At 59.9% G+C, this 13,405-nt stretch carries 9 protein-coding genes; 6 read left to right on the plus strand and 3 right to left on the minus strand.

The window, feature by feature from the left end; genetic code table 11:
- Positions 1 to 4: 4 nt before the first annotated feature.
- The 3 genes from ACQZ6J_RS20950 to ACQZ6J_RS20960 all read right to left on the minus strand — a co-directional run bounded on the left by ACQZ6J_RS20950 (position 5) and on the right by ACQZ6J_RS20960 (position 3,525).
- Positions 5 to 946, minus strand: a complete 942-nt coding sequence (locus ACQZ6J_RS20950; RefSeq protein ID WP_449085466.1) for an ABC transporter permease — start codon at positions 944 to 946, stop codon at positions 5 to 7.
- Between the two features lie 49 nt (positions 947 to 995).
- Positions 996 to 2,549, minus strand: a complete 1,554-nt coding sequence (locus tag ACQZ6J_RS20955; RefSeq protein WP_449085467.1) for an ABC transporter substrate-binding protein — start codon at positions 2,547 to 2,549, stop codon at positions 996 to 998.
- A gap of 325 nt (positions 2,550 to 2,874) precedes the next feature.
- A complete protein-coding gene (locus tag ACQZ6J_RS20960) occupies positions 2,875 to 3,525 on the minus strand; it encodes a helix-turn-helix domain-containing protein (protein WP_449085468.1) in 651 nt (216 codons plus the stop codon).
- A 327-nt stretch (positions 3,526 to 3,852) separates the two neighbouring features.
- Between ACQZ6J_RS20960 and ACQZ6J_RS20965 the strand changes: the two genes are divergently transcribed.
- The 6 genes from ACQZ6J_RS20965 (at position 3,853) to ACQZ6J_RS20990 (ending at position 12,958) form a co-directional block, all read left to right on the plus strand.
- Positions 3,853 to 5,028 (plus strand): alanine racemase, encoded by a 1,176-nt coding sequence (locus ACQZ6J_RS20965; RefSeq protein ID WP_449085469.1) that lies wholly within the window; start codon positions 3,853 to 3,855, stop codon positions 5,026 to 5,028.
- A gap of 55 nt (positions 5,029 to 5,083) precedes the next feature.
- A complete protein-coding gene (locus ACQZ6J_RS20970) occupies positions 5,084 to 6,586 on the plus strand; it encodes a M81 family metallopeptidase (protein ID WP_449085470.1) in 1,503 nt (500 codons plus the stop codon).
- A 357-nt stretch (positions 6,587 to 6,943) separates the two neighbouring features.
- Positions 6,944 to 8,968 carry a protease modulator HflK gene (gene hflK / locus ACQZ6J_RS20975; RefSeq protein WP_449085471.1) on the plus strand — a complete coding sequence of 675 codons (2,025 nt, stop codon included), beginning with the start codon at positions 6,944 to 6,946 and terminating at the stop codon, positions 8,966 to 8,968.
- A complete protein-coding gene (gene hflC, locus ACQZ6J_RS20980) occupies positions 8,965 to 9,975 on the plus strand; it encodes a protease modulator HflC (RefSeq protein WP_449085472.1) in 1,011 nt (336 codons plus the stop codon). The genes hflK (ACQZ6J_RS20975) and hflC overlap by 4 nt, the downstream gene beginning before the upstream one ends.
- A gap of 2 nt (positions 9,976 to 9,977) precedes the next feature.
- Positions 9,978 to 11,018 carry a protease modulator HflK gene (hflK, locus tag ACQZ6J_RS20985; protein WP_449085473.1) on the plus strand — a complete coding sequence of 347 codons (1,041 nt, stop codon included), beginning with the start codon at positions 9,978 to 9,980 and terminating at the stop codon, positions 11,016 to 11,018.
- The gene (locus ACQZ6J_RS20990; protein ID WP_449085474.1) at positions 11,015 to 12,958 is read left to right on the plus strand and encodes a heavy metal translocating P-type ATPase; all 1,944 of its coding nucleotides are present in this window, start codon (positions 11,015 to 11,017) and stop codon (positions 12,956 to 12,958) included. Before hflK (ACQZ6J_RS20985) ends, ACQZ6J_RS20990 begins: the two co-directional genes overlap by 4 nt.
- Positions 12,959 to 13,405 lie beyond the last annotated feature (447 nt).

Here is a 13,405-nt window from a genome sequence, read left to right on the forward strand (position 1 = left end):
TATGTCAGTCCCGTAAAACGCGGCGATCGACGAGGGCATAGCTGAGATCAGCGATGAGATTGATGCCCACGGTGGTAACAGCAAGGACGACGGACAGGCCCTGGATCAGCGGATAATCGCGGAAGCTCACGGCCTGGATGAGAAGGGAGCCAAGGCCAGGCAGGGCAAACACCGATTCAATAACGACCGCGCCGCTGACGAGCCAGCTGATGTTGACCGCCAGGACTGTGAGCGTCGGGATGAGCGCGTTGCGTAGCGCATGTTTGCCGAGAATGCGCCAGCTCGGCAGGCCGCGGGCGCGGGCCACTTCGATCTGATCCGTGGTCAACACCTCGATCATCGAGGCGCGAAGCGTTCGGATGAGGACGGGCCCGAGAAACAGCGCAATCGTCAGGCCGGGCAAGATCATATGCACGAGATGTTCGGGGAAATTTGCCCCATAACCGGAGATCGGCAGCAGCCGCAATTGTATGCCGAAGGCGAGCATCAGGAGAAGCCCGACCCAGAAATGCGGCATGGCGAAGCCGAGGATGCAGATGATGCGCACGACCTGATCGAAGACCGTATCGGGGCGCGACGCGGCGAGAATCCCGATCGGCAGCGCGATCAGGATCGAGAAGATCGTCCCGACGCAAAGCAACATCAATGTCGGCGCGATTCTTTCACTGACGAGCGCGGAGACCGGCTGGTTTTGAATGATGCTCTGCCCCAGATCGCCCGTCGCCGCCTTTTTGACGAAGCTCAGGTATTGGACGACCAGCGGACGATCCATGCCGAGCTTGGCATAGATCGCTGCGACTTCGGCATCGCTGACGCGGTCGCGCATCATGATGCGGACCGGATCGCCCGGAACAAGCTTGATCGCAACGAAGCTGAACAGGGTCACGGCCACTAGGACGGGCATTGCGGCAATCAAACGCGAGAGAATGTAGCGCAAATAGATCATCTGGATCTCCGTGGCCTGCCTGGATACTAGGCAGGCCATCGCTGAAGATTTATGGGGCGATCCGGGTCGTCTTCAGCCACCACCAGCCGACGGCGATGTTTTGCCAGTTTTCCACCTTGGACTTGTAGCCGTTGATGAAGGGCACGAAGTTCAGGGGTACGCTGTAGCCGTCGTTGTAGACGATATCCTGCACCTTTGCGTAGAGCGCGGCGCGCTTGGTCGTATCGAGTTCGCCGCGCGCCTGGTTGAGAAGCGCGATGACGTCGTCGTTCTTGTACCAGGTAAAGAAGGAATGCGAGCTGCCGTAGTAATCGGTCTGCAGCGTGGCGATCTCATCGCTGTCGTTGATGTCGCTCGAGATCAGGTTGACGCGCGCCTGGTAGTCGCCCTTGCGCATCATCGCGCCGGCGGTCGCGCCTTCATACTGCACGATGTTCACCTTGAGGCCAGCCTTCTGCCAGGCAGCCTGCAGGATGGACGCGGTCTGGCGCTGGGTGGAGTTTCCGGACGACACCATGAGTTCGATGGGCGTGCCGTCATAATTGGCTTCCTTGACCAGCTGTGCCGCCTTGTCGGGATCGTAGGGTATCGGCTTCACATCGGCCGACCAGTAATTGACCTTGGGCGTGAAGGAGTTCGGCACCTCGCCAAAGCCGAAATAGACGGCCTTCATCAGCGCATCGTGATTGGTGGCATAGTTCAACGCGAGGCGAATGCGCTTGTCGTCGAGCGGCTTCTTGGCGTGGTTGAGATAAATATAATCGAGGGCGTAGGACGGCGCGGTTTCGAGAATAAGCCCGTCGGTCGCCTTGACCGAAGAGGCCTGGCTCAGCGGAAGCTGCAACGCGACGTCGATATCGCCGTTCTTCAGGCCAAGGATGCGCGAGTTGCCGTCCGGCATGTATTTCATGACGATCTTGTCGAGATAGGGTAGCGGCTTGCCATCGTCCCCCATGGCCCAGTATTTCGGATTGGCCTTCAGCACGACCTGGCTGCCGCGCTCATAGGTGTCGACCGTGAACGGGCCAGTGCAAACGGGCTTCAGGCCGAAAGCTTCCGGGCTGGCCTCGTAGGCCGTCTTTTCCACGATCGACGCGGCATAGAGCGAAAGCGCCGACAGGATCGGCACATAAGGCGTCTTCAACGTGATGGTGACGTGTTTGTCGTCCGTTTTTTCGACCGTCTTGACCGCTGCGAAGGCGAAGCCGAAGGAGGCGGATGGGTCCATCTGCTTGTTGAGCGAGAAGATCACGTCCTCGGCCGTCAGCGGCTTGCCGTCGCTGAAGACGACGCCGTCGCGCAGCGTGAAAACATAAGTCAGGCCGTCGGGCGATATCGTCCAGGAGGATGCCAGCCCCGGTTCGAGGCCGGTGCCGGCCTTGTCCGCCAGAATCAAGGGCTCACAGACCTGGGCGATCGCGAAGATCGAGCCGTTGTCGGATGGAAGGAAGGGATCCAGGGTTAAAGGCTCGTCCGGCCTGCCCATCGTCAAGACGCCGCCGCGGTTAAGATCGGCTGATGTTGCCGCGCCGGCCATCAAGAGACCGGTTGCAATCGAAGCAACTGCCGCGACGGTGCTGAGAAGTTTTTGTTTCTTGTTCATGGTTCCCTCTTTGCTGCCGCATCTTTGTGCGGCTCCCAAGTTTCTGGATGAAACAGTCCACGTTGAGATCGCGATTGCCCAAAGGAAGGGACCGCCGCACGGAACCACCCTCCCGGCGGCCCGTAACGAGTTGCTCTGTCTCGTAGAGGTAAAATACCGAGGAATTATCCGATGGCAACAAATATTTTCTTAAAAGAAACAGTATTTTATGATAGTAAAGTAGGCGCAGTGCACAAGAAACCATCATCGATCGCATCCGACGAGCGATCGATGTGGAGCGCGGATGATGGTCCTGGAAGCCGGCGCAAGCGCCTGGAAGAACCTGTTAGCGAGCGTTCCCGACCGAGACGTCATTGAACATCAATTGCTCGGTCATGCAGATGGACAGGATGCTCGCATCTTCGTCGCCGATCGACACGAAGCAATGCGCCATGGTGCTGTCGATATAGGCGCTGTCGCCGGCCGAAAGCTTGAGCGGTGCGTAATAGGCGGTATGCAGCTCCGTGACGCCGCTGACGACATAGATGAACTCCTCGCCGTCATGTGTCGACCAGTCCTTGCGCGGCAGCACTTCCCTCGACTTTATGGTCATGACCAGCGGGATCATGCCTTTGTGGATGAGTTCGGCGGAATGAACCTGGTAGTCGTAATAGTCCGTCGAGAAAGGCAGGCCCTTGCCTGCGAAGGTATAGGTCCGGCGCCCGATGATCGAAGGCGCCTCGGGCGCGGGATCGATGGCGCTGGAGGCAAAGAGCTCGGCAAATGTCAGCCCAAATGCATGAGCGATCTTGACGATGGTGTCGAACGAGGCGGAGACCTGCCCATTTTCGATCTTCGACAGCGCCGAGATCGAGACGCCACTCATATCAGCAAGCCGTTCCAAGGTCCATTTGCGTGCCGAGCGCAGGTCCTTGACGCGAACGCCAAAATCCTGATCCGTCTTTGGCTGGGCAGCGCCTTCGCTGATATTGCGCAATTGTCGTCTCCTTACCGTCTCGCCCGCGCAAAACCGCCTGGCTTTTTAGGCGCTATACGTCGGCGCTTTTAATCTAGCAAACCGAGCACCGCCTACCCCGCGCGAAAGCCGCCAGCTATTTTTACTTTGATAAAAATATTATCGCAAAAGAAATTTTCATTGACATGACACTCCCCGCCGTCGCAATTTCCGTCGCAAGCCTTGGCGCGGGGCAATGGTGTTTCCACGGAAAACGCATCCGGGCGATCAGGGTACCAACCTCTTCGATTTGAACAGGCGGTTCGCCTCTGGCGGCCGTCGCGATTGACAATGCCGGGTTCGAATTTCATGCCGAATGAAGTCTTCAATTCTTTCAACGCTCCCGAACCTGGCTTCGCGCGACCCTTGCCGGCTGAACGCGCGACCCCGTTCATCGAAGTGGATGAATTTCGACTGAACCGCAACATCGCGAAAATGCAGTCGATCGCCGAGAAGGCGGGCGTGCGCCTGCGGCCACACATCAAGACCCACAAGAGCATCGAAATTGCCCGCCGCCAGGTCGAGGCCGGCGCAGCCGGACTGACCGCGTCGAAAGCGAGCGAAGCAGAGGTTTTTCTGCAAGCCGGCTTCAAGGATGTGCTGATGGCCTATCCGGTGATCCACGCCGACACCATAGGGCCCCTGCTGCAACTGGCGAAAGACGCCAATGCGCGCGTCGCTTTCATTGCCGGCGATACAGCCGGGGTCAAGGCATTGAACGAAGCCGCGGCCACGGCTGAGATGCGTCTGCCGGTGTTCATGAAGGTGGATGTCGGACTGGGCCGTGTCGGCGTGAAACCGCAGAGCGCGATGGCCTTGCAGGTCGCACAGGAAATTATCTTGGCGAAAGGGCTCAAATTCGCCGGACTGCTGTCGCATGCCGGACATTCCTACGGCGCGAACAGCCTGGAAGCGATCGAGGAGATCGCGATCGCCGAGGGAATCAATCTCCTTGGGCTGCGCCAGCGGCTGGAGGCGTCAGGAGTTGCAAATCTTAGTGTTTCAACCGGCTCCACGCCGACGGCGCTCGGTGCCCCGATTACGCCGGCGACCGACGAGATCCGCCCGGGAAATTACGCCTTTCTCGATCTGACGGCTGTACGACTCGGCATTGCTTCCGCCGATGATCTGGCGCTGTCGGTCGTCGCCACGGTCGTCGCGACGAACGACACCTATGCGATCATCGACGCCGGTTCAAAGACGCTGAGCTCCGATCATGGCCCGCATGGCACGGGCGGCGGCGGTTATGGGCGGGCGATCAGGATCGAGGATAGCGGCAAGTCTTCTTCCTTCAGCGTCGCGAAGCTCTCCGAGGAGCATGGTTTCCTGCCGCTCGAAGGCCGGACACTTTCGGTCGGAAGCCGGGTGCGGGTTTTTCCCAATCACTCATGCGCCGTCGTCGCGCTTTCCGACAGTTTCGTCATGCGAAACAGCGATGGGGGCTTCACAACATACCCGATCGATGCCAGAGGCAAATTGCTCTAGGAAAGCGCGATCGCCGGAGCTTCTCTTCAAATACCTTTTGCAAATCGGAGACGTGATGCGGATCTTCATTGCTGGCATGGACACCGAAACCAATACGTTCGTTCCGATCCCGACCGGCTATCGAAGCTTTGACGATGTCGGCATCGCGCATGGCGATGCGACCAGCCGTCCGCTCAACGAACCGTCCTGCCAGCTCTATGTCTGGCGGCAGAAGGGCGAGGCAGATGGCCACACGATCATCGAGAGCCTGTGCGTCAATGCCGAGCCAGGCGGCACGACCGTTCGCAAGGTTTACGAGGATTTCCGCGATGAGATCCTCGCGGATTTGCGCAACGCCCTGCCCGTTGACGGTGTCATGTTCGCCCTGCACGGCGCTTTCGTCGCGCAGGGCTACGACGACACGGAAGGCGATCTGCTCTCCAGGGTGCGGGCGATCGTCGGAGAGGGCGTGCCGATTGCGGTGGAACTCGATCTCCACTGCCATCTGACGGACGATATGCTCTATAACGCCGACCTGATCAAGGCGTACAAGGAATACCCCCACACCGACATCATGGAAGTGGCAGGTGAGCTCTATGACCTGTTTGTCGCAACAGCCAGGAAAGAAATCAGACCCCGCTTGGGCGTCTTCGATTGCCGGATGATCGCGACGTTTCGCGTGCAGGAAGAGCCGATGCGCGGTTTCGTCGACCGCATGAAGGCGATGGAAGGCAAGGACGGCATTCTTGCGGTATCGCTCTGCCACGGCTTTCCGCATGGCGATGTCGCCGATGTCGGCGCGAAAATGCTTGTCGTTACCGATGGCGATGCGGATCGTGCAACCGGCATCGCCAAGGATTTGGGCCTCGAGTTTTTCTCCATGCGCGATCAGCTTGGGCGCGGAGCATTGACGATCGATCAGGCGCTTGATGCGGCCCTTGCCGAAACGGACGGCCCGATCGTCATTGCCGACACCTCGGACAATGCCGGCGGCGGTGCTCCAGGCGATTCGACGTTCATCCTCCGCCGGATTCTCGAGCGCGGTATCAAGGATGTCGTCAGCGCCATGTATTGGGACCCGATCGCATTCCGTTTCTGTGCGGAAGCAGGCGTTGGAGCGGAGATAAAGCTGAGGGTCGGTGGCAAATGCGGCCCCTTCTCGGGCGATCCCATCGATCTGGATGTCGTGGTCAAGGCCATTGGCTTCGGATTGACGCAGACCTATGGCGGCATGCCCTGCACGCTCGGCGATGCCGCATGGGTTAGCGCCGACGGCGTGGACCTGATCATCAACACCCAAAGGACCCAGGTCTTTCATCCGGAGTTCATGGTTGCACTCGGCCTCGATCCGGCGGACAGGAAAATTGTCGTCGTCAAGTCGAACTATCATTTTCAGGCGGGCTTCGCCCCGATCGCCGGGCGTATCCTGTTTTGCGCACCACCCGGTGCAACCCAACCCAATTACGAAAAAATTCCCTTCACCAGGCTGCGCAAGCCCTACTGGCCGCAAGTCGACAACCCATTTCTCATTGATGAATATAGCGGAAGCGCAAGAAACAACGCTCTTCCAGAGATGTGATCCGCCCATCTGCCATTGCCTGACCGGCGGTCTTGATGGGGTTTGAACCATCCATCCACCAAATTGGATTTCAGGCTCGTGAAGGATACGCGTGATCACGGGGTCATCCGCTGGCGCTGTTTAAAATGCGTGCATCGACTTCAGGACGGCGACCAAGCTCGGCCTCGCTAAACTGTATCTGTTTCCAAGGCTACGCGGCATAAATGATGCCGATCACCCGGTTTTTCTTGATCAAGGCCAAGCCTTGCAGATAAGACGACGATACGTAATAACGTATCCCTCCAGCCAAATGATCGCGGTGCTGGCGAAATAGATAGAAAACCTTTCTCTAATGCGGCGCGGAAGAGCGCGTGAAGTATGGGAATGCCGAAAACGAGTTCCGACGATACGCAGCAGCTTGCCGAGATCAAAAACCGAGCAGACTTCCAGCTTGCCGCGGTCCAAGCCCATGATCTTGCAAGCCAGGGCTTCAGCGTTTCAATCTTCGCGACCCTGCTTTTGCTCTTTGCCATGATTGCAAGTACATTCGGCCTGAGCCCAATTTGGGTGGCTCTCTTTTGCAATAACGCCGCCGCACTTATCTTGTATGACGCCGGGCTTCGATCTGCCTACGACGTTGCAGAGTGGCGTCGAAAGAAAGCCGGTCTAGCGGATATTCGGCTCGGGAAACCCGCGCAATCGCTCATTGCTTTCGTGACGTCGCCGTGGTCGCAGCAGCCGACGGAAGGACCGGATCGGATCGATCGATGGACGGGAAGCGCTTTCTTCGCCGGGCGATCGCTTCTGTTGCGGATCGGAGCTCGCCCGCTCTGGGTCGCCAGTCTATCCATGCTCGCATGCTTGATCGTCTACGCCGGCTGGACATTGAGGGCGGATAGCACAGTAATCGGAACGCCGTCCCTCCTCATCATTGCGGCCTGTCTGGCTTTCGCCTTTCTTTTGCTTGTGACGGAACGACGGCTGGCCGCGATTGATGCGGCGGAATGGCCCGAGGCAAAAGCGATTTCGCAATTGGCGCGCGTGCCGATTTTCGTGCTCGTCCTGTCTTGCTTCTGCCTGTTCCTGAGCACGCGCGGATCCGGGCTCTCCATCAAGCTCCTGGCGGCGCTCGGAGGCTTTGTCGCACTTGTCGGGCTTGAGTTCCTGTTGCGCGCGCTCGCCTCCATGTTTCGCCCACAAAACGACGGGCGCGAGCCGGCACTGATCGCCACAAGCCTTGTCGCCGGCGCTCTTCAGTGGCCGCCCCAGCCACTGGTCAGCATTCAATTGGAGCTACGGACCAGGCATGGCATTGATCTCCGCCAGATATGGGCCTTTTCGTTCATTCGAAAGACCGCTCCGGCCATCATTTTCGGAACGCTCCTTCTGGGCTGGCTGTTGAGTGGCGTGCGCGAAATTCCAATGACCGGCCGGGGCGTATACGAACGGTTCGGCAGGGCCCAGGCTATCTTGCATTCCGGTCTGCACATCGGCCTTCCTTGGCCGTTTGGCCGCGTCATTCCCATTGAGAACGGCAGTGTGCACGAGCTGGCAACCGCCGTCAGCACAAACGACAGTGACGAACCGCTAGCCGATGCCGAGGGCCCCGCGCCCGAAAGTGCAAACCGACTGTGGGATGCCTCGCACATCAGCGAGAAATCACAGCTTATTGCCAGTGGCACCGGCGGTGGGCAAAGCTTTCAGATCGTCAACATGGACGTGCGCTTCGTCTACCGCATCGGCCTTTCGGACCAGGCGGCGATGCAGGCGGCCTATCGGGTCGCCGATCTGCCAGCCTTGATCGAAAGCACGGCAAACCGCGTCTTGGTGCATGATTTTGCCAGAAGAACACTGACTGATGTCTTGAGCGAAGGCCGTTTGTCGCTGGCGAACGATATCGCCTCGGCACTCCAGAAAAACATGGATGAGCAAAACAGCGGCGTCGAAATCCTGGCTGTCGTCGTCGAGGCCATCCACCCACCCGCCGGCGCGGCCAATGCCTTTCACGGGGTCCAGGCGGCACAGATCAGCGCGGAGGCGCTGGTTGCGCGCGAGCGGGGAACGGCCGCCGAACAGACGAATGAGGCGCAATTGAATGCCAGCCTCGCACAGAACAATGCGACGGCAACCGCAAGGGAAGGTGTCGCAGCCTCGGAGGTCGCAGAGTTGCGTTTTCAGGCCGAGCAATCGGCCTTCCACGAAGCGGGGCAAGCGTTTCTGACCGAGGAATACTTCAGTCAACTGACGATGGGGCTCTCCCACTCGAAGGCTCTCGTCCTCGATCACCGTATCGGCGGAAGCATCGCTCCGACCCTCGATCTCCGCAGCATGATGCCACTGGTGGATCCGGACACAAGTGCCAAGCCTGACATCCCATACCAAAGCGAAGAAACCGGCCCATGACTGACACGCACGCCCATTCGGGATCGGACCATCACGAGCACGATCATCATCATAATCACGACGATGATCACAAGGAAGCAATGCCCTTTCGGTGGTCCCGTCTGGTCGTTGCGATGATCGTCGTCGCTATCATTCTGGTCGCCGCCTGTCTCGTCCAGGTAAGGTCGGGGTCAGCGACCATCATCACCAGGTTTGGCAATCCGGCGCGCGTTCTGATCGACCCCGGTCTCGCCTTCCGGCTTCCCATTCCCCTGGAAAAGACCATCGACGTCGATCTGCGTGCCAAATCGACCTCCAGCGGCCTGCAGGATGTCGGAACCAAGGATGGGCTGCGGATCATCGCACAGGCCTACGCGATCTGGCAGGTTCCGCCGGATCCAGAGGCGATCAAGCGCTTCGTGCGGTCGGTTCAGAACCAGCCGGACCAGGCGGCAGCGCAAATCCGCACATTCCTCGGCTCGTCGCTGGAGACCACGGCCAGCAATTTCGACCTGTCGTCACTGATCAATCCCGATCCGACCAAACTGCAGATCGATGCCCTCGAAGCCCAGCTCAAAGTGCAGATCGCACAGCAATTGTTCGATACCTACGGCTTACAGGTTGTTGATGTCGGCATCGAGCGCCTGACCCTGCCTTCGGTGACGCTGAACGCGACCGTCGACCGCATGCGGGCCGAGCGTGAGACGATCGCCACCGAACGTGCGGCGATCGGCAAACGCCAGGCGGCGGAAATCCGCTCGGCAGCGGAACGCGACGCGAGAGTGCTGCAGGCGGACGCGACCGTGAAGGCCGCCGATATAGAGGCGAAATCCCGCGTCGAGGCGGCGAAGATCTATGGAACGGCTTATAAAAGCGCGCCTGAGCTTTACGAACTGCTCCGCTCCCTCGACACGCTCGGCACCATCGTCAATTCCAACACGCGCCTCATCCTGCGCACCGATGCAGCACCTTTCCGGGCCTTGATCGATGGTCCGCCCAGCGCCGCGTCGGTAGGCGGAGCACACTAGAGATGGGTGCGGTCGGGGATAGGAATTCGACAGCGCAGCATCAGGCTGTTCGTCTGGTGTCCATGCTGCTGTCTGGGATCATGGTGTTTGCGGCCGTGGGCTGGGCAACATCGAATATCAGGGAGATCGCACCACAAAATCGGGCCGTCGTCTTTCGTCTGGGAGCCTTGAACCGGGTGCAGGAGTCCGGCCTGCTGTGGGCCCTACCCGCGCCTTTCGAAAAGGTCCTGCTTCTGCCCGCCGCCGCGACGGTTTTGGAACGCCGGATCGATGGATTGCTTCGCTCTCCAGCGGCTCAGAGCGGTGAGGTCAACGCGGCAACGGAGAGCGACACACTGGCGGGATCGGGATATCTGCTGACCGCCGACGCGAGTGTCGTTCAACTCGACATCCGTGTCTTTTACAGGGTGACCGATCCCCTCGCCTATGCCCTGCAAGAGGACCATGTTCTGCCGGCGCTCGACCGCCTCGTCACCCGCAACGCTGTTGTGATCTGCGCCTCGCGAGACCTGGACAGCATTCTGGTCGCCCGCCCGGAACTTGTTTCCGCCGACAGCGATGTCGCCGAGCGCCGCGAGCGATTGCGGGCCGACCTGGTAAACAGCATCAACACCAGCCTGATCTCGTTGAAATCGAAGGGCATGGGTCTCGGGGTCGAGATCGACCGTGCCGACGTTCAATCCGCACTTCCGACAGCAGCCGTTAGCGCTTTCGACGGAGTGCTGACGGCGAGCCAGCAGGCAGAGCAGGCGATTGCGTCAGCACAAAACGATGCGGAGAAGGACAAGCAAGCTGCCGATCAGGAAGCCGACCGGATCGTGCAGGTGGCGGAAGCTCAATCCAGCGAACGTCTGGCAAAGGCGCGCGCCGACACGGCCACCGTCACCGGCTTTGCAAGCGCACAAGGTCCCGATAACGACCCCGGCCTTCTCTGGCGCCTCTATCGCGATCGCGTTGCCAAAATCCTGTCGCAAGCAGGCTCGGTGGTCACGGTCGACCCCAGGGACGATGCACGCCTCATCCTGCAGGGAACCGACAAATGAGCGTCGCAACCGATCATTCCCACGGCTCCCAGGGCCACGCGCATCATCATGGCCATCTACTCAGTGCTGGCCTGCTGACGGCCAACGAAAAGCAGGCGGCGGCCGTTCAGCTGACCCTCGCCATGATCGCCTTGAGCCTGCTCGCGCTCGGCATTGCCTGGCGCTGGCTTGCGCCGGACGAAGAGGGTGTGAGCCAGCTTCTGCTGGCGGCGGCCTCGCTGATTGTTGCCATTCCGGTCATTCGCTCCGGTTGGCATAGCCTGCGCCATCCAAGCCTGCATGGCATCACCGATCAGTTGATCGCCCTGGCGATGTTAGCCGCCTGGGCGACGGGCGATCTGCTGACCGCCGCCCTCCTCCCGATCATCATGATTTTCGGCCATGTGCTGGAGGAGCGTAGCGTCATCGGATCGAAAGAAGCGATGGAGGCGCTGGCGCGTCTGACCCGTAGCCACGCACGGCTGATCACGCCGGATGGCGAGATCCATGAAGTCGACAATGTCACGCTGAAGCCAGGCGATCTGGTGGAGGTGAGAGCTGGAGACTGTATTCCCGCCGATGGTCGTGTCAGGCAGGGACAAGCAAGCCTCGACACCGCGCCGATCACTGGCGAATCCGTGCCTCTCGAAGTTACCGCGAGCATGGAGGTCTTCGGTGGCGCGATCAATCTGGACGGCCGTCTCGAGATCGAGGTGACCCGAACCGGCGAGGATTCGACGCTTGGAAAAGTCATCGCGCTGATGCAGCGTGCGGAAAACTCGAAACCACCGATCACCCGGCTGCTGGAGCGCTATGCCCAGCAATATCTGGGCTTCGTGCTGACGATCGCGGCCATCGCCTGGTTTCTCACCTACAATGACCAGATCATGCTTGCGATCCTGGTCGCGGCCTGCCCCTGCGCCCTGGTGCTGTCCGCACCGGCAACGGCGATTGCCGGTATCGCGGTCGCCGCGCGCCACGGCATTCTCATCCGCAGCTCGGCATTTCTCGAGGAACTGGCTGATTTGAGCTCCCTGGTCATCGACAAGACCGGCACCCTCACCTTCGGCCGGCTTCGGCTGCAGGAGATCAGGCTGACGGGCTATACGGACCGGGAAATCGTTCTGGCCCTGGCGGCCTCCCTGGGTGCTGCCAGCAGCCATCCGGTCAGCCGGGCGCTGGCTTCGCTCGTCGCCCATGACGCTTATCATCCGCTGGCAAACGTCAGGGAACTGCAAGGACTGGGTGTCGTTGCCAGTGCGGCAACGGGCGAAGTGGCCCTTGGGCGCCCCGAACTGTTCGAACGCCTGTCGGTCGTCGCTCCCCCGGTTCCCTCGCATGACGGTCCGCTCGCAGGGCTTTCCATCGGCGACGAGTTTGTCGCCTGGCTGCTCCTGTCGGACACGGTCAAACCGGAGGCGGTGGTTGCGATGACGGAGTTGCGGACGCTCGGGCTCAACCGTCAGCTTCTGCTCACCGGCGACCGTCAATCGGTCGCGCAAGCCCTGGCGCGGGAGATCGGCATACCCGATGTCGCGGCCGAGGCCCTGCCCGCAGACAAGCTGAAACGCGTGCTAAGCGAAACGAAAAGCGGCTTCAAACCTCTGGTCGTCGGCGACGGGATCAACGACTCGCTCGCCCTCAAGGCAGGGGCCGTCGGGATTGCCATGGGCGCGGGCGGCGCCGATATCGCGCTCGCCTCCTCGGACATCATCCTGATCAGCAGCGATCTGCGGCGACTCGGCACATGCATCCGCCTCAGCAGGCTTTGCCGCCGGACATTGAAAACCAACATCATCATCGGCCTCGGCTGGACCGTGGCCATCGTCGTATTGGCGGGTTTCGGTTTTCTTGGAGCGGCGGGAGCCGTTGTCGCCGCCCTCCTTCATAATTTCAGCACCCTGCTGGTGCTGGCGAACGCCGGGCGGCTGATGCGATATGACGAACCATTGACGGCATAGGGCAAGATCAACTTCGCTATCGCCGAGCCAATGGATTATTTCGTATTCGCCTATCCGCGCCAAGACATTGATAGATATTGATTTACATCGGTATTGGTACGAGCGGTAGGATTTAGATCACGACCTCAAGAAAACATATTGAGCCGAAGAGGCGGTTAACGAGATAGTAAAGGCTAAGCCAGGGCTGGACTTTCGATCAAATCGGAAAAGACGCAAGAGACGTGTGCACCGTAGCGCGCACCATCATGATCCATCGTGACTGAACGCGATATACAATGATCCGTTAGGTCTTGAAGGGATCAGAACCCACGACCCCGTGGTCACAAAAAGGCCGTTGCCTCGAATTTTTAATAGCATACTCGGCTGGACCTCGATGGAATGACCGATTTGGGGTCGAGGACGGTCCCGCAGGTTTAGGTCGCCGGAAGGGAGAACCCGCCCTTCGCC

It is taken from the genome of Rhizobium sp. A37_96 (genome assembly GCF_053521765.1).